Source organism: Actinopolyspora mortivallis, assembly GCF_003001495.1.
GTDB lineage: Bacteria > Actinomycetota > Actinomycetes > Mycobacteriales > Pseudonocardiaceae > Actinopolyspora > Actinopolyspora mortivallis_A.
Genome location: NZ_PVSR01000045.1, coordinates 1 through 15,352, shown reverse-complemented (window position 1 = coordinate 15,352; position 15,352 = coordinate 1). Strand labels below are relative to the sequence as shown.

The 15,352-nt window shown below is 70.8% G+C and carries 13 protein-coding genes; 2 read left to right on the top strand and 11 right to left on the bottom strand.

Going from position 1 to position 15,352, the window contains the following annotated elements:
* Positions 1-369: 369 nt before the first annotated feature.
* Together CEP50_RS17655 and CEP50_RS17650 are read left to right on the top strand one after the other, a co-directional pair.
* Positions 370-3,552 carry a CHAT domain-containing protein gene (locus CEP50_RS17655; RefSeq protein ID WP_106115057.1) on the top strand — a complete coding sequence of 1,061 codons (3,183 nt, stop codon included), beginning with the start codon at positions 370-372 and terminating at the stop codon, positions 3,550-3,552.
* A gap of 53 nt (positions 3,553-3,605) precedes the next feature.
* Complete coding sequence (locus CEP50_RS17650) at positions 3,606-4,535, top strand: ADP-ribosylglycohydrolase family protein (protein ID WP_106115056.1); 930 nt, start codon at positions 3,606-3,608, stop codon at positions 4,533-4,535.
* 37 nt (positions 4,536-4,572) lie between these two features.
* Here the strand turns inward: CEP50_RS17650 and CEP50_RS17645 are convergent, their stop codons facing one another.
* The 11 genes from CEP50_RS17645 to CEP50_RS17595 all read right to left on the bottom strand — a co-directional run bounded on the left by CEP50_RS17645 (position 4,573) and on the right by CEP50_RS17595 (position 15,253).
* Positions 4,573-4,881 carry a DF family (seleno)protein gene (locus CEP50_RS17645; protein WP_106115055.1) on the bottom strand — a complete coding sequence of 103 codons (309 nt, stop codon included), beginning with the start codon at positions 4,879-4,881 and terminating at the stop codon, positions 4,573-4,575.
* Between the two features lie 30 nt (positions 4,882-4,911).
* The gene (locus CEP50_RS17640) at positions 4,912-5,889 is read right to left on the bottom strand and encodes a hypothetical protein (protein ID WP_106115054.1); all 978 of its coding nucleotides are present in this window, start codon (positions 5,887-5,889) and stop codon (positions 4,912-4,914) included.
* A gap of 101 nt (positions 5,890-5,990) precedes the next feature.
* Positions 5,991-6,521, bottom strand: coding sequence for a hypothetical protein (locus CEP50_RS17635; RefSeq protein ID WP_106115053.1), 531 nt, complete (start codon positions 6,519-6,521; stop codon positions 5,991-5,993).
* Positions 6,522-6,638: 117 nt separating this feature from the next.
* Positions 6,639-7,745 (bottom strand): MlaD family protein, encoded by a 1,107-nt coding sequence (locus CEP50_RS17630; protein WP_106115052.1) that lies wholly within the window; start codon positions 7,743-7,745, stop codon positions 6,639-6,641.
* Positions 7,745-8,995 carry an MCE family protein gene (locus tag CEP50_RS17625; protein WP_106115051.1) on the bottom strand — a complete coding sequence of 417 codons (1,251 nt, stop codon included), beginning with the start codon at positions 8,993-8,995 and terminating at the stop codon, positions 7,745-7,747. Before CEP50_RS17625 ends, CEP50_RS17630 begins: the two co-directional genes overlap by 1 nt.
* A complete protein-coding gene (locus CEP50_RS17620; RefSeq protein ID WP_106115050.1) occupies positions 8,995-10,236 on the bottom strand; it encodes an MCE family protein in 1,242 nt (413 codons plus the stop codon). Before CEP50_RS17620 ends, CEP50_RS17625 begins: the two co-directional genes overlap by 1 nt.
* Positions 10,233-11,213: an MCE family protein gene (locus CEP50_RS17615; protein WP_106115049.1), complete on the bottom strand. Its 981-nt coding sequence runs from the start codon at positions 11,211-11,213 to the stop codon at positions 10,233-10,235. The genes CEP50_RS17620 and CEP50_RS17615 overlap by 4 nt, the downstream gene beginning before the upstream one ends.
* Positions 11,210-12,235 (bottom strand): MCE family protein, encoded by a 1,026-nt coding sequence (locus tag CEP50_RS17610; protein WP_106115048.1) that lies wholly within the window; start codon positions 12,233-12,235, stop codon positions 11,210-11,212. Before CEP50_RS17610 ends, CEP50_RS17615 begins: the two co-directional genes overlap by 4 nt.
* Entirely contained in the window at positions 12,232-13,620 is a 1,389-nt protein-coding gene (locus CEP50_RS17605) for an MCE family protein (RefSeq protein ID WP_106115047.1), read from the bottom strand. Before CEP50_RS17605 ends, CEP50_RS17610 begins: the two co-directional genes overlap by 4 nt.
* Complete coding sequence (locus tag CEP50_RS17600; protein WP_106115046.1) at positions 13,617-14,456, bottom strand: MlaE family ABC transporter permease; 840 nt, start codon at positions 14,454-14,456, stop codon at positions 13,617-13,619. The genes CEP50_RS17605 and CEP50_RS17600 overlap by 4 nt, the downstream gene beginning before the upstream one ends.
* 5 nt (positions 14,457-14,461) lie before the next feature.
* Positions 14,462-15,253 carry an MlaE family ABC transporter permease gene (locus tag CEP50_RS17595; RefSeq protein ID WP_106115045.1) on the bottom strand — a complete coding sequence of 264 codons (792 nt, stop codon included), beginning with the start codon at positions 15,251-15,253 and terminating at the stop codon, positions 14,462-14,464.
* Positions 15,254-15,352 lie beyond the last annotated feature (99 nt).

Genomic DNA, 15,352 nt, shown 5'->3' with positions numbered 1-15,352 from the left:
ACGGGGGAGAAGATCATCACTCGCTGCGACCCCCCACCACGCGCTGACCTCCCCCCGTTACTCTGAGCACCCGAACGGCGCGCCCGTGAACCCGGTAACGCCGACGGCTCCTCCGGAGATCCTCCCCGGTGAGATCTCCGCCCCCACGGGACGAACACGGGTTCTTCCCACACTCCGGACGATCGGCGCCCGTTTTCCACCGATACCCCGGCGGAACCACGAAGCTCCCTCGTATCGTCTCCTCCAAGTCGGTGGAGATCCACGAGCGGGGCCCGAACGTGCGTGAGCCACGATCTTACGGGATACCGGCCGCCACCCTCGAAGACCCACAGCCTCGGTTCCACACCAGCGGTGACACGGGAGAACAGGATGGACAACCAGCGGCACCAGCGGAATCAGCCGTTCCACGAGAACAGCCGGTCACCAGCGACGCCCCCCGAGCGCCCCGCGGACACCGGGAACAGCTGGTTCACCACCGCCGAGGAACCGGCCGAGGCCACGAAACAGCTCTCCCGTGCGGGCGGCGAGGAACAGACGCCCCAGCAGCGCTACGCCGAGGCCCTCACCGCGCTCAACCACATGATGGCCACCTTCGACTTCCAGGCGCTGTCCTGGGTTACCGAGGTGCTGCGCGCCACGGTCAGCGCGCTGCCGGAGAACGACCCCTCCCGCCCCAGCGTCCTCAACAACCTGGGCAGCGCCGCGCAGCTGGCCCACCTGGCCTCGGGTGACCCGGCCCACCTGGAGGACGCGATCACCTACTACCGCTCGGCGGCGAACTCGGCCCACCCCGACGACCCGGACGCGGTGCTCTACCTGAGCAACCTCGCCCTGGCCCGCACGGACTGCGCCAACCGGAAGGAGTCCGCGCAGCTGGCCGCCGACGCCGTGCGCGCGGGCCGCCGCGCCGTGGAGCGGCTGGGGGAGGCCGACGCCGCCAACGACCCCGAGGGACGGGGCAAGCACCGCGCGACGGCGCTGCTGCGCCTCGGCAACGCCCTGAAGTCCCACGCGCGGCTGGCCACCGACAACGAGTCCGACGACGAGTCGATCGACGTCTTCCGGGCCGCCCGGAGCGCCTCCTCCGCCGACGACCCGGACCTGCTGACCAGCCTGGGGCTGGCCCTGCTGCGCAGGCACGAACGCAACGCCGAACCCAGCGACCTGGACGAGGGGATCACCTCCCTGGGCAAGGGGGTGGGACTGCTGCCGGAGGGTCAGCACCGCCGTTCCGTGCTGGTGCGCCTCGCCGAGGCGCTGCGGCTGCGCTACCGGCAGCGTGGCGACCTGAACGACCTGCAGTCGGCGATCGACGAGCTGTTCGGGATGCTCGACAACCTCGACCAGGGCAACCTGCTGCTCGGTCGGCTGGTCTGGAACCTCACCTCCACCACGGTGGAACACCTGGACAGCAGCGGGGAACAGAACAACCTGTACCGGGCGCTGCGGTCCGTCAGCCCGATGATGCGCGACCTCGCCGCCGACGACCCGAACCGCGCCGTGGCCCTGGCCAGCTACGGCGCCCTGGCCCGCAGGCACTACCTGCACGGGGGCAACACGGCGGCCCTGGACACGGCCGTGGCCGCCGGAGAGGCCGCCGTGGAGGCCGAGGCCCCGCCGAGGCAGCGGTGCGCGGTGCTGAACTCGCTGGTCTCCACGCTCATCACCAGGTTCGAACGGGCCGAGGACCGGGGGGACCTGGACCGGGCGGCGGAACTGGCCGACGAGGCGCTGCGCTCCTCGGAGGCCCGCACCGCCCCGCAGTACACCTCCTACGCCCAGCTGGGCGTGATCGCGGCACACCGCCACCGGATCACCGGGGAGGCCGAGGAGCTGGAGACGGCGATCGAGATGTTCGACCGGGCGTTGATCGCCATGCCGGACTCCGCCCCCGAGCGGGTGGCGGTGGCCACGCACCTCGGTCGCGCCCTGCAGACCCTCTACCGCAGGACCGGCCGGAAGAAGACGTACCGCTGGGCCCGCCGGACACTGACCGAGGCCGCCACCCTGCCCACCGGTCCCGCCGACCAGCGGCTCAGGGCGGCCAACCTCTGCGGCAGGCTGGCCGCCCACGCCCACCGGTGGTCGGAGGCGCTCGACTCGTTCACTCTCGCGGTGGAGCTGCTGCCGCTGGTCACCCAGGGCAAACGGGCGGTGGCGAGCTCGGCGGTGCAGCGCCGCTGGGCCCACGTGACCGCCGACGCGGCGGCCTGCGCCCTGGAGGTCGGCAAACCGGAACGGGCCGTGGAACTGCTGGAGCACGGCCGGGCCGCGCTGTTCTCCGAGCTGCTGCCGGGCGGCGGCGAGCTGGGACGGCTGAACCGCACCCATCCCGACCTGGCCACCGCCGCCGTGCGGCTGCGCCGCCTGCTGGACCGCCCTGGTGAGGAGCCCGTGCTCAGCGACACCGACCTGGGCACCGAGGTGGAGGAGCGCCGCTGGTTGGCCACGACCTGGCAGGAGCTGCTGGAGGAGATACGCGCCGAGGACGGCCACGGGCGGACCATGGTCCCCCTGGAGTTCGCCCGCCTGGCCGAGGCCAACGACCAGGGCGCGGTGGTGCTGGTCAACCTCAGCAGGTACCGCTCGGACGCGATCATCGTGTTCGGCGGGCGCGCCATGGTGGTCAACCTGCCCGCGGCCTCCCCCGAGTCGGCGGAGCGGCACGCGGAGACCGTGCTCGACGCCGCCCAGCGGAGTCAGCGCACCGCGGAGAGCGAACACGCCCTGGCCGAGACCCTCGACTGGGTGTGGCACAGCATCACCCGTCCCGTGCTCGACCGCATGGGCTACACCCGCACGCCGGCCCAGGGGGTGCGCTGGCCCCGCCTCTGGTGGAGCTGCCAGGGCCCCTGCTCCTTCCTGCCGCTGCACGCGGCCACCTCGGCGGAGGGGGACTCGGCCCTGGACCGGGTCGTGTCCTCCTACACCCCCGGCCTGCGCACCCTGCTGGAGACCGCCTCCCGCGGCGACTCCGGCGGCGGGGGCTCGCTCGTGGTGGGTCCGCCGGACCAGCAGCACGCCGAACACCCCGCGCGGATCCCGGCACGGCACTGGCCGTCGGCGACCATGCTGGCCAACGGGGAGCACACCGCCGAGGACGTGGTCGCCGCGCTGCGCCGCCACGCCTCGGTGCACGTCTGTGAGCCCAGCACGCAGAACGCGGCCCGACCCGCGGCGAGCCTGGTGCTGGACCGGGAGGAGCGTGAGCTGGCGCTGAACCTGCTGGAACTGGGCCAGTACGACTTCGGCAACGCCCGCTTCGCCTGCCTGGCGCGGTGCCGCACCAGGGAGACCCCCTCGGCCGCCGCGTTCACCCTGGCCGACGCGTTCGCCTTCCTCGGGTTCGTGCACGTGATCGGTACCCTGTGGGTGATCAACCGGGGAGCCGCCGAGGACGTGCTCTCGGCCGTGTACGCGGAACTCTCCCAGGACGGGGAGTTCCGCTACGGGTGGAGCCCGACCGTGCTCAGCGGGGTGGTGCGCAGACTGCGCCGCCGCTACCCGGACACCCCCTCGCTCTGGGCGGGCTACGTCCACGCGGGGCGCTGAGGCCGCGTCGCGGTCGCCACGCACGTTTTCGAGGGACCCGACGGAGGGATTCGGTGAGCACGCACGATCCGGCCGACCGGGCACGCGGGCTGCTGCTCGGGGCAGCGCTGGGGGACGCGCTGGGGGCGCCCTTCGAGGGCAGGTCCCGTGTCCCGGAGGACCTGCTGGACGAGCTGGAGGCGGGCACCGGAGAGCTGCCCTACACCGACGACACGGTGTTGACGCTCGTGCTGGCCGAGCACCTGCTCGACCGGGGAGCCGGCAACGGTCTCCACGAGGACACGCTGGCCGAGAACTTCGCCCTGGCCTGGCGGGCCGAGCCGGGACGCGGCTGGGGCGGGGCCGTGCGGGACGTCTTCGGGGAGATCCTGGCCGGTGTCCACTGGCAGCGGGCGGCCGGGCGCCTGTTCGGCGGTTCGGGTTCCTTCGGCAACGGAGGGGCGATGCGGGTGGCTCCGGTGGCGCTGGTCGCCTCCGACGTGGGTGAGGCGGCCGAGCTCGGCCGCCGGAGCGGTCGGATCACCCACACCCACCCGGACGGTTTCCACGGGGCTGCGGTGCAGGCCTGCGCCGCGTGGCTCGCGCTCTCCGGCAGTCCCGACCCGACCACCGAACGGCGGCGGTTCCTGGACGTGGTGGCCGGTGCCTGCGGTGATCCGCGCTGGTTCTCCCTGTTGGAACAGGTGGACTCCGCCACGGGGGTGTCCACGCCCGAGCGGGCCGCGGAGCTGCTCGGCAACGACGTGAGCGCGGTCGGTTCCGTGCCGCTGGCCCTGCTGACGTTCCTGCTGCACCCGGACTCCCCACGGGAGGCGGTGCGTTTCGCGATCAGGGCCGGTGGGGACACCGACACCGTGGCGAGCATGGCCGGGGCGCTGGCGGGAGCGCGCTGTGGTGCCACCGCGCTGCCGGAGCGGCAGCTGCGGCGTCTGGAGGGGTGTTCGCGGCTGTACGAGCTGGGCACCGAGCTCGCCCGCCGATGAGCGGCGGCACCGCCCGCTCGCGGCCGGTTGGGTGGGCTCAGTGGGCCCGTTCCAGCGCCCGGACGAGCTGGGCGACCGTGGGAACCCCCGCCGGCCCGTCGGGGGTGTGGTAGATCCGGCAACTCAGCCCGCCCGTGGCCCCTTCGACGGGGAAGGGGTCGTGACCGTCGACGCGGAAGGTGGGGGAACCGGGGAAGCGCAGCGCCTCGGCGTCCTCGTGCGTGGCCACGGAGCGGGTCTCGACCACGGCCTCGGCCACGCCCAGGGCGGCCAGGGCCTCGTCGAGGCGTTCCCGGGCGGGCTGTCGGTTCGGGCAGTCCGGTGAGCAGAGCAGTTCCACGCGCACACCCTCATGGTGCCCGAAGGCGGGCGGGGCTCAGCCGGAGAACTGCGACATGTCGGTGATCTTCCACGTGCCGTCGCGTTTCTCCGCCCGCACCGTGAGCTGGGCGGGATACACTCCGCTCTTGCCGTTGGCCGTGCTGGTGGCGTCCTGGTTGACGAACAGCAGCACCTCGGCGCGGTCGTCCTGCAACAGGGTGACTCCGGCGTTGGTGACGGTGCTGGTGAGCACCATCTTCTGCTCGGGGGCCTGCTCGCGCACGGTTTCGAACATGGTGTCGTACTGCTCGACGGCCTCGCCGGTCAGGAACTGCTCGGCGGCCTTGTCCGTCTTCTCCACGTTCGAGTAGTCGTAGGAGAACAGCTTCTCCACGGCGGTGCTGATCCGGCCCTTGACCTCGCTGGTGGCGGCCTCGTCGACGAGCGCCTCGTTGGCCGCCGGTCCCTCGTGGCGCAAGGAGTGCGCCCGCTCGTGGAACCAGTAGGCCAGCCCGCCCACGCCGAGGGCCAGCACCAGCAGCACTCCGGCCACCGTCGTCGGCCTGCTCGACGGGGAGAACCAGCCACGCCGACCGGAGTCGTCCTCGGCGGGCCGCGCAGCAGCGTCCTCGGTGGTCTCCGTGGCCGTGTCCTCGGCGGGCCGTGTGTCCGTCTCGGGATGCTCCGCCGTCCCGGACGGTGCCGAGACGGCCTCCCCCACCCGTCCGGCGGGCTCCTCCCGCCCCGAGGAGTCCCGCGCGTGCTCGGCGGAAGTCCCCTCCTCGGCCGTGTCCCCGGGCTCGCCGGTGTCCTCGGTTCCGGTGGGGGTTTCGGTGTCCGGCCGGTGCCGCTCGGGGATGTCGGTATCCCGTTCCCCCTCGGGGGCGGTGTCCCGTTCGGCGGGGCTCACGCCGTCCTCGCGCGCGTCGACCTCCTCTTCGCGGGCGGGAGCCCGTTTCCTGGTCCCGGCGACACGCGGCTTGCGGGAGGGAGCGTCGCCGCGGCTGCGTGCGGCGCGACGTGGAACGTTCACGGCGTCTCCTCGAAACGACTCGGAACCGCCGGGGCCGCGTGGGCCTCTCCGGCGGGGTGCTCGGACGAACCCGGGACCACTTCCCCGGGGGTGCGGGCTTCCTACAGCGCGGTCGGGGTCATCCTGCTCATCTTCCACTTCTGGTCCGTTCTGGTGAGTTCCACGCGAACCCGCCAGCGGCTGGTCGACGGCTTGCCCCCGTCGACCGTGCGGGTGATCGTGTAGCCGGCGATCATCCGGGCCTTGCCCGCGCGGACGTTGAGCTCGGTCAGGGCCGAGTCCAGCACTTTCGCGCGCATGACGGCCTTCTTCTCCGTGATCTGTCCGACACGCTGTTCGCGGCTGTTCTCCAGCACGTCGCGCAGCGGGCCGGTGGTACCCCGCAGCGCCCGGTCCATGTCCTGCCGCGCCCGGTTGTGGTCGATCGAGTTGTAGTTGATCACCGCCTGCCTGCCCGCCCGCAGCACCCGGTCACGGGTGGCCGCCAGCTCGACGGAGGAGTCGTGGGCCGCCAGTGCCCAGGAGACACCGAACCAGCCCGCCGCGAGCACGCTGAGCGCCAGCAGCGCCGCGGCGGTCGGCACGGTCCACCACCGTGCGGGCCTGGTCGTCGGTGAGTCCGTCGTGTTCATGGGATTCCTTTCCCGACTCGGCAACGCTGCTCGGTCACGGCCCCGTGTCCCCGTGGGGGACCGGCTTTCCCGGTCCGGGCGGTGGACCGCGCCGAGGCCGCTCGTGCTCGTCCGTACTCAGCGCCGCCCCTCGGGGGCGTTGCGGGCCCCGCGCACCGTGGTCGGGCTGTCCTCGGGAACCTCGCAGCGCGCGTCGCTGTTCAGCGGAACCGGGGCGAGCTCGTTGCCCGCGCGGCGTTCGGTTCCGTCGTAGACGCAGGGCAGCGGGTCGAAAACGTTGAGGGCCAGTCCGAAGTGCGCGGTGGCGTCGCCGGGGGCGACGGTGAACCCGCCCGCCGTGACGGCCGGATAGGTGACGAACATCTGCTCCAGTCCGGCGTTGTTGTCCGCCAGGGCCCGGGCGGTGGGAACACCGTGGGTCAGCAGCGCCGAGAGCTCCGGGCCGGTCTCGTCCAGCACGTCGCCGACCTGGCGCGCGGCCCGGGGGCCACGGCGCAGCACCCTGCGGATGTCCCCGTCGGAGGCGCGCAGCTGTTCGGCGACCAGCCGCAGGTCCGAGCTGAACGAGCGGATGGCCGAGGACTGGTCGTTCTGGGTCTCCAGCACCGTGGTCGCGTCGGCGAGCAGTTTCCTGGTCTGGGGCAGGTGACGCTGTGCCTCGGCGGTGAACTCCCCGGTGGTGTCCAACACCCGTTGCAGGTGTTCACCGTTGCCCTCGAAGGCGGTTCCGAGTTCGTCGACCACGGTGCGCAGCGAGTCCTCCGGCACGGACTCGACGAGGGAGTTCACGTTGCCCAGCAGCTCCTCCACGGGCAGCGGGGTGCTGGTGTCCCGTCTCCGGATGACCGATCCCTCGTGCAGGTAGGGTTCGCCCTCGCTGCGGGGGCGCAGGTCCACGTACTGCTCGCCGACCACCGAGCGGTTGGCCACCACGGCCCGCACGTCGGCGGGGATCTCGGGCGCGGAGGGTTCGATGTCCAGCGGCACCTCGACGCCCTCCTCGGTGAGGCGGAGTTCGCCGACCCGTCCGACCCGCACCCCCCGGTAGGTCACCTCGGCGTTGGGGAAGATCCCGCCCGAGCCGGCCACCTTCATCGTCACCACGTAGCCCCGTGGCCCGAACAGCCTGTCCAGCTCCGCGTACCTGGCCCCGGCGTAGCTGACTCCCACCAGTGCCACGACGAGGAAGGCGGCGATCTTCGCGCGTGCTCCGCGGGTGAGCATCAGTCACCTCCGAACAGGAAACCCAGCGGCCCGTCGCCGCCGGAGTCCGGTTTCCGCTGCGGTTCGTCCTCCGGCTCCGGTGCGTCCTCGGTCGGCTCCTCCGGCGGCGCGGGTGCGGAGTCCCCGCCGGACAGCGGCAGCGGCAGGTCGGGAAGCTGGGAGCTGGAGGACTCGCCGGGAAGGTCGATCAGGGGTTGTCTGCTGCGTCCCAGGTTCTCGGCGATCCGGCTCAGGTTGAGGTCGGCGTCGATGTAGAGGTTGGTGTAGTCACCCTTGACGCCCTGGACGGCCGAGTCGGTGAACGGGTAGGTCAGCAGCACCTCCAGCGACTTCGGCAGGTCCGAACCGGCTGCGGCCAGGTTGCGCAGCACGGGTTGCAGCTGTCGCAGGTTGTGCAGGACGTCCTGTTTGGTCTGGTTGACCACCTCGGTGGCCACCCCGGAGAGCCGGTCCAGTGACTCCAGCATGGTCACCAGTTGTTCGCGCTGGTTGTTCAGCACCTCCAGTCCCGGGCGCAGGTCGGTCAGCGCGGTGTCGATGTTGTCGCGCTGCCTGCGCAGCGTGGCGCTGAGCCGGTTCACGCTGTCCAGGGCGGCGGTGATCTCGTCCTTGTTGGCGTCCAACTCCCCCACCAGCTGGTTCATGTTGTCCAGCAGCCCGCGCACCTCGGCCTCGCGGCCGTCGAGGGCCTCGTTCAGTTCGGAGGCGATGTTGTGCACCTTGCCGATGGCTCCGCCGTTGAGCAGCAGGGACAGGGCGCCGAGCACTTCCTCGACCTCGGGGCCGCGTCCGGTGCGTTCGATCGGGATCACGTCGCCGTCACCGAGGCTGCCGGTGGGCCGTTCCGTCTCCGGCGGCGGGTACAGCTCCACGTACTTCTCCCCGAGCAGGCTGGACTGTTCGATCCTGGCCAGCGCGTTCTCCGGCAGGTCGACCTTCGAGTGGACCAGCATGGTCACTTCGGCCTGCCACGAGTCGTCTCCGAGGTCGACCTCGGAGACCCGGCCGACCGGCACGTCGTTGACCTGCACGCCCGCGTTGGGGACGAGGTCGGTGACGTCGTCGAAACGCGCCTCGACCGTGTAGGGGTCGCTGCCCACGTCCGCCCCGCCGGGCAGGGGCATGCTGTGCACCCCCTCGAAGTCGCCGAGTCCGCAGCCCGCGGTGAGCAGCAGCGGTGCGAGCAGGACCGGCACCACCGCCGAGCGCGGGCGGCGGTTCGTGCGCGGGGATCCGTCCGCCTTGGCCATCAGCCCTGTCCTTTCGAACCGGTCCCGTCCGAGTCACCGAAGATCCGGTCGCTGCTGCGCCGCAGCGGCAGCGGAAGGTCGGGACGCCCGCCACGTTGCAGTTCGGAGATCGTCTCGGCGGGGTCGGGCAGCCGTCCGCCGTTGCCGGTGAACTCCCGCACCGAGTCGCAGCCGGAACGCAGTCCCCGGGGCACCTCCACGGCGCGGTCCCGCTGCCCACCGGCTTCGGGGCGGATCTGTTGGAACAGCTTGCACAGCAGCACCAGCGGAGGCTGGCGCAGCTCGTTGAGGTTGGCCCTGGTGTCCAGGGTTCCCGAGGCGGCGTTGTAGGAGTTCTGCAGGTTGCCCAGCGCCAGCGGGGCGTTGGTCAGGGTTTCCCGCAGCGCCGCGTTCTGCCGGGAGACCACCTCGGCGATCGAGGCGAGCTGCTCGACGTTGCTGTGCACCTTCTCCCGGTTGTCCCGCACGAAGGAGTTCACCTTCTGCAGCGCCACGGCCAGTTCGGACAGTGCCCGGTCCAGGTCGTCGCGTTGGCCGGCCAGCAGGCTGTTGATCTCGCGCATCTGGCTGTTGAACCTGCGCACCTGCCCGTCGTTGTCGGCGAGGTTCGAGGTGATCTTCTGCAGCTTGTCCACCGTGTCGAACAGCTCCTCGCTGTTGCCGGACAGGGTGTCGCCGAGTTCGCCCAGGTCGCGCAGGGTGTTGGAGAGCAGCTTGCCGTTGCCGTCCAGGTTCCGCGCTCCGGTGTCGAGCAGTTCGCTCAACGCCCCGTCGGAGTTGGCCCCCTCCGGGCCGAGGGCTGTGGACAGCTCGTTGAGGCTCTCGTAGACCTCGTCGATCTCCACGGGGGTGACGGTGCGTTCCAGCGGTATGGTTCCGCCGTCGGGAAGGGTCGGACCGCCCTGGTGGACCGGGGTGAGCTGCACGAAACGTCCGCTGACCACGCTGGGCGAGATCACCGCGGCTTTCGCGTCGGCGGGGATCTCCAGGGTGCGGCGCACGCTCATCTCCACCCGGACGCGCCGGGGCTGGGGGGTGACCGTGTCGATGCTGCCCACCCGCACTCCGAGCACCCGGACCTCCCCTCCCTCGTAGAGACCCACGGCGTTGTCGAAGTAGGCGACGACGCGCCGCTGGTCCACTCCGACGAACACCCACCACACCGCTGCGCTGACCAGCAGCGCGAGCACGCTGCTCAGCGCGATCACGCGGGTGGTCGAAGGCGCGCCCGATCGGCTCATGGCAGACATCCCTCCTGGTTGACCGGTCCGACGGCGGGCGGCAGCAGCCCGCACAGGTAGACGTCGAACCAGCGCCCGTTGCCGAGCACGTTGGAGAACAGCCTGGTGAACGGGGCCATGCGTTCGATGGTTTCGCCCAGGTTCCGTTGGTTGTCGCGCAGCAGCTTCGTGACCTCGTCGAGTTGCCTCAGGGCCGGTTGGATCTGGGACCGGTTGTCCTCGACCAGACCGGTGAGCTGGCGGGACAGTTCCTCGACCCCGTCGAGCAGGGACCGGATGGCTTCCCTGCGCTGACGCAGCTCGGCCAGCAGGTGGTTGCTGTCGCGCAGCAGTTTCTCGATCTCGGTGTTGCGTTCGGCCACGGTCGTGGCGACCCTGCTGGTCTTGCCGAGCAGTTCCTTCAGTTTCCGGTCCCGTTCGGACACGGTCTCGGACAGCTGGGACAGCCCACGGAGGGTGCCGCGCATGTCCTCGCCGGTTCCGGAGAAGGTTTCCGAGAGGGTGCGGAAGCTCTCGGCCAGTTGGCCGGTGTCGACCTCGTCGACGGTCTCGGACAGTCGGCTGAACGTCTCGATCACGTCGTAGGGCGACATGGTGCGCCGCAGCGGGATCGGTTCGGAGCTGTCCTGTCGTGCCTCTCCCCGGGTGTCCAGGGCGAGGTACTTCTTGCCCAGCAGGGTTCCGACCTTGATGGCCGCGTGGGTGCGGTCGCCGACCCAGGCGTCGGAGACGTCGAAGGTCACCTTCACGTGCCCGCCGTCGAGGTCGACCCCCTGAACCGTGCCGACCCGCACCCCGGCGATGCGGACGGTGTCGCCCTCGGCGAGCCCGCCCGCCTCGCTGAAGTGGGCCGTGTAGGTGGTTCCGGAGACGAAGGGCAGACTCTTGTAGTTCATCGCGAGCAGGAACCCGAGTGCCAGCACCAGCAGCCCGGCCACACCCGTGACGATGGGATCTCGCTTCTGGAAGGATTTCATGATCGGCACCTCGGCTGGGTGACCGGCATCAGTGGCAGGGGCAGTTCGGCCTCGCCGACACCGACCGTCCCGGACAGTTCGCACACGTAGAAGTTGAACCAGGAGCCGTAGCTGGCGGTCCTGGTGATCGTGGTGAGCTTGTCCGGGGTGGTTCGCAGGAAGTCGCGGACCTCCTCCTTGTTCTCGTTGAGGTTGCGGGAGACCTCCCTGAGACCGGCGATGTCCTGGCGCAGCGGTTCGCGGGCCTGTCCGGCCAGGTCGGCGGTGGTGTTGGTGAGCTCGTCCATGGCCGCGACGGCGCTGCCGACCGCGTCGCGGTCGGCGGCGAGTCCGGAGACGAGTTCCTGCAGTGTGGCCACCGACTCGGACAGCTGCTGCCGCCGCTGGTCGACCGTGCCCAGCACGCTGTTGAGGTTGTCGACGACCTGGCCGATCACCTCGTCCTTGGCGGCGATGGTCTCGGTCAGCGAGGCGGTGTGCGCCAACAGGCTCCGCACGGTGCCGGACTGGCCCTGCAACACCTGGATGATCTCGAAGGAGAGCTTGTTGACCTCCTCGGGTGACAGCGCCCGGAACAGCGGTTGGAAACCTCCCAGCAGCGCGTTGAGGTCCAGCGGCGGCCGGGTCCGCTCCACCGGGATGGTCGCGCCCCGTTGCAGGTACTCGTCGACCTCGCCGGTGCCCTGTTCCAGGGCGAGGTAGCGCTCTCCGATCAGGTTGCGCCACTGGATCTCGGCGCGCACCGAGCGGGGCAGTCTCCGCTCGGAAACGCTGAAGTCCACTTTGGCCGTTCCGTGGCGGACCAGCTCGATGTCCTCCACCTGGCCGACCCGCACTCCCGAGATCCGCACGTCGTCCCCGGACTTGAGCCCGGTGACGTCGGTGAACAGCGCCGAGTAGGTTTCGGCCGAACGCAGTCCACTGTTGGAGATGGTCAGCACCAGGGTGCCGGTGGCCAGCACGGTCACCAGCACGAAGGCCGCGAACTTGACCAGCGGTCCGGTGACGGAGCGCCCGTTCATCGGTAGCTCACCTCGTTTCCGCGCAGCAGCGGGCCGACCAGCAGCGAGCTCCAGTCCGGCACCTCCCCGGGCTCGACCCCCAGACTCGGGGCGAGCACAGTGGCGATGAACTTCTGCTCGGCCACGGAGTTGACCAGGTCACCGCCGCCGCCCGCCGACTGGGGCGCTGTGCTCGCCGCGGCGTCCTCCCCCCGTTGTCCGGTGGGCAGGTACTCCTCCCCACCGGAGGGAGGGTTGAGCCCCTCGTTGGAGGTCCGCGCCGGAGGCGGCTTGTAGGAGCCGTCCTTGACGGGCCCGTCCGGCGGGTACTGGGGGAAAGGGCTGGGCGCGTTCTCGAAGTTGTAGCAGCGGGGACCGCGTTGGTCACCGTAGACCGGTTCGTCCCGCCCGGGGACGTACTTGCCGCGGTCGGAGGTGATCTCGAGAGTGATGTGCAGCCCGGGTTCGTCGGTGCCCTTGCCGAAGGCCCGGTCGATCCGGGGGATGAACTCGGCCATGTCCCGCAGGAAGCAGCGGTACTCGGGGGCGTACTCGGCGAGCACGTCCAGGGTGGGCCGCGCCGAGGAGTTGATCCGGATCAGGTTCTCACGGTTCTCGCGCAGGAAACCGTTCAGGTCGTCGGAGGTTCCGGTGGTCCGTTCGGTCAGTTCGGACAGGGCGGCGCGCTGTTCGACCAGGGTCTTCGAGGTGGTGGTCAGGTCGCGCAGGGCGGTGAGCACGTCCGGGGCGGTCTCCTCGTAGGTCTCGGCCACCCCGACCAGCTCCCGGAGGCTGCGTTCGAGGTCGGGCAGGGCCGGGTTGAATCCCTCCAGGTAGCTGTTGAGCCGGCTCAGGGTCCGACCCAGGTCCTCGCCCCGCCCGTCGAGGGCACTGTTCAGCGCCTCCAACGTGCTCGCCAGCTTCGAGGGCCGCACCGCGCGCAGCACGTCGAGCGTCTCGGAGAGCACGTTCTGCAGCTCCACCGAGGCCTCGGTGCGGTCCTGGGTGATCACGTCCCCGTCGGACAGCGAGGACCGCGCCGGTTCCTCCGGGATGCTCAGCGACACGTAGCGCGAACCGAACAGCGAGGTCGGAAGCAGCCGCGCGGTCACGTTGGAGGGGATCTTCTCCGCCTTGTCCGGCTCCAGGGCCAGTTCCAGCACCGCCCGCCGGCCATCGGCGTCGACCTCGCGCACCTCGCCGACCCGCATCCCGCGCACCTTCACGTCCGAGCGCGGGTTGAGCTGGTTGCCGGTGGAGGACGCGCGCAGCCGCACCTCCACGGCCGGTTCGAAGGCCTTCCTGTAGACGGCGACGGTCAGGCTGACGAACAGCACCATGCTCATCAGCAGCGCCACTCCCATGAGGCGACGGGTGACCGTGTTCGCCTTCCCACGCCTGCTCATCCCGCGATCCTCACCGTGGTCGTGGAGCCCCAGATGGCCAGGCTCAGCAGCAGGTCCAGTACCGCCGTGGACACGATCGCGGTGCGCACGGCACGACCGACGGCGACGCCCACCCCGGCGGGGCCACCGCTGGCGCGGTAGCCGAAGTAGCAATGCGTCATGATCACCACCACGCTGAACACGAGCACTTTGCCGAAGGACCAGAGCACGTCCTCCGGTGGCAGGAAGAGGTTGAAGTACGTGTCGTAGGTACCGGCCGGTTGTCCGTGCACGAAGATCGTGACCGCGCGGGAGGCCAGGTAGGAGCTGAGCAGCCCGAGCACGTACAGCGGGACGACGGCCACGAACCCGGCCACCACCCGGGTGCTGACCAGGTAGGGCAGGCTGGGAATGCCCATGACCTCCAGCGCGTCGATCTCGTCGGAGATGCGCATGGCCCCGAGCTGGGCGGTGAAACCGGATCCCACGGTGGCCGACAGTGCGAGCCCGGCCACCAGCGGGGCGATCTCGCGGGTGTTGAAGTAGGCGGAGACGAAGCCGGAGAAGGCGGCGGTGCCGAGCTGGTTCAGCGCGGCGTAGCCCTGCAACCCGACCACCACGCCGGTGAACATGGTCAGCCCGATCATCACGCCGACGGTGCCGCCGATCACCGCGAGCGCGCCGCTGCCGAAGCTGACCTCGGCCAGCAGCCGCAGCACCTCCCGGAAGTAGCGCAGCACCGCCTTGGGGATCCAGGCCAGCACCCGCAGGTAGAAGGCCATCTGGTCGCCCAGCTCGTCCAACGTGCGCAGCGGGCGGGTCGCGATCCGGCGCACGCGCCGGGGGATCGTGGTCATCGCCCTCACATCCTCTGCGCCGGGAAGATCTGCAGGTACAGCAGCGTGACGATGAAGTTCACCGCGAACAGCAGCAGGAAGGTGACCACCACCGACTGGTTCACCGCCTCACCCACTCCTTTCGGCCCCGGCGGCGGGTTGAGCCCGCGGTAGGAGGCGACGACTCCCGCGATGAACCCGAAGACCAGCGCCTTGAACTCGCCGACCCACACGTCGGACAGCCGGGCCAGCGCCCCGAAACTGGCCATGTAGGCCCCGGGGGTGCCGCCCTGCATGATCACGTTGAAGAAGTACCCCCCGAGCACCCCGACGACGCTGACCATCCCGTTGAGCAGCACCGCCACCAGCATCGCCGCGAGCACACGCGGCACCACGAGCCGTTGGACCGGCGAGACCCCGAGCACCTCCATCGCGTCGATCTCGTCGCGGATCTTGCGGGAGCCGAGGTCGGCGCAGATCGCCGAACCCCCGGCCCCGGAGATGAGCAGCGCGGTGACGATGGGGCTGGCCTGCTGGATGATCGCCAGCACGCTGGCGGCCCCGGTGAACGCCTGGGCGCCGAGCTGCTCGGTCAGCGACCCGAGCTGGAGCGCGATGACGGCGCCGAACGGAATCGCCACCAGGGCGGTGGGCAGGATCGTCACCCCGGCGATGAACCAGCACTGCTGGACGAACTCGCGGAACTGGAAGGGGCGTTTGGGCAGCAACCGGAGCACGTCGAGTCCGAGCGCGAAGAGCCTGCCGGTTTCGCGCAGGGCACCCGCTCCGGGAAAGGCGGCGCGGGTGGGTGTGCTCACCGCTCACCCCGCCTGCGGAACCAGCGGCGTTTGCGGCCCCCCACCGGTTCGGGCTCGGCGTCGCCCGCGGGCCGTTCCGGGGCGGACCGGGGGCGACGC

Excerpts from the sequence above, each read along its gene's own strand:
- CEP50_RS17610 (WP_106115048.1), bottom strand. The coding sequence starts at position 12,235 with ATGAACGGGCGCTCCGTCACCGGACCGCTGGTCAAGTTCGCGGCCTTC.
- CEP50_RS17615 (WP_106115049.1), bottom strand. The coding sequence starts at position 11,213 with ATGAAATCCTTCCAGAAGCGAGATCCCATCGTCACGGGTGTGGCCGGG.
- CEP50_RS17620 (WP_106115050.1), bottom strand. The coding sequence starts at position 10,236 with ATGAGCCGATCGGGCGCGCCTTCGACCACCCGCGTGATCGCGCTGAGC.
- CEP50_RS17600 (WP_106115046.1), bottom strand. The coding sequence starts at position 14,456 with ATGACCACGATCCCCCGGCGCGTGCGCCGGATCGCGACCCGCCCGCTG.
- CEP50_RS17605 (WP_106115047.1), bottom strand. The coding sequence starts at position 13,620 with ATGAGCAGGCGTGGGAAGGCGAACACGGTCACCCGTCGCCTCATGGGA.
- CEP50_RS17625 (WP_106115051.1), bottom strand. The coding sequence starts at position 8,995 with ATGGCCAAGGCGGACGGATCCCCGCGCACGAACCGCCGCCCGCGCTCG.
- CEP50_RS17655 (WP_106115057.1), top strand. The coding sequence starts at position 370 with ATGGACAACCAGCGGCACCAGCGGAATCAGCCGTTCCACGAGAACAGC.
- CEP50_RS17635 (WP_106115053.1), bottom strand. The coding sequence starts at position 6,521 with ATGAACACGACGGACTCACCGACGACCAGGCCCGCACGGTGGTGGACC.
- CEP50_RS17630 (WP_106115052.1), bottom strand. The coding sequence starts at position 7,745 with ATGCTCACCCGCGGAGCACGCGCGAAGATCGCCGCCTTCCTCGTCGTG.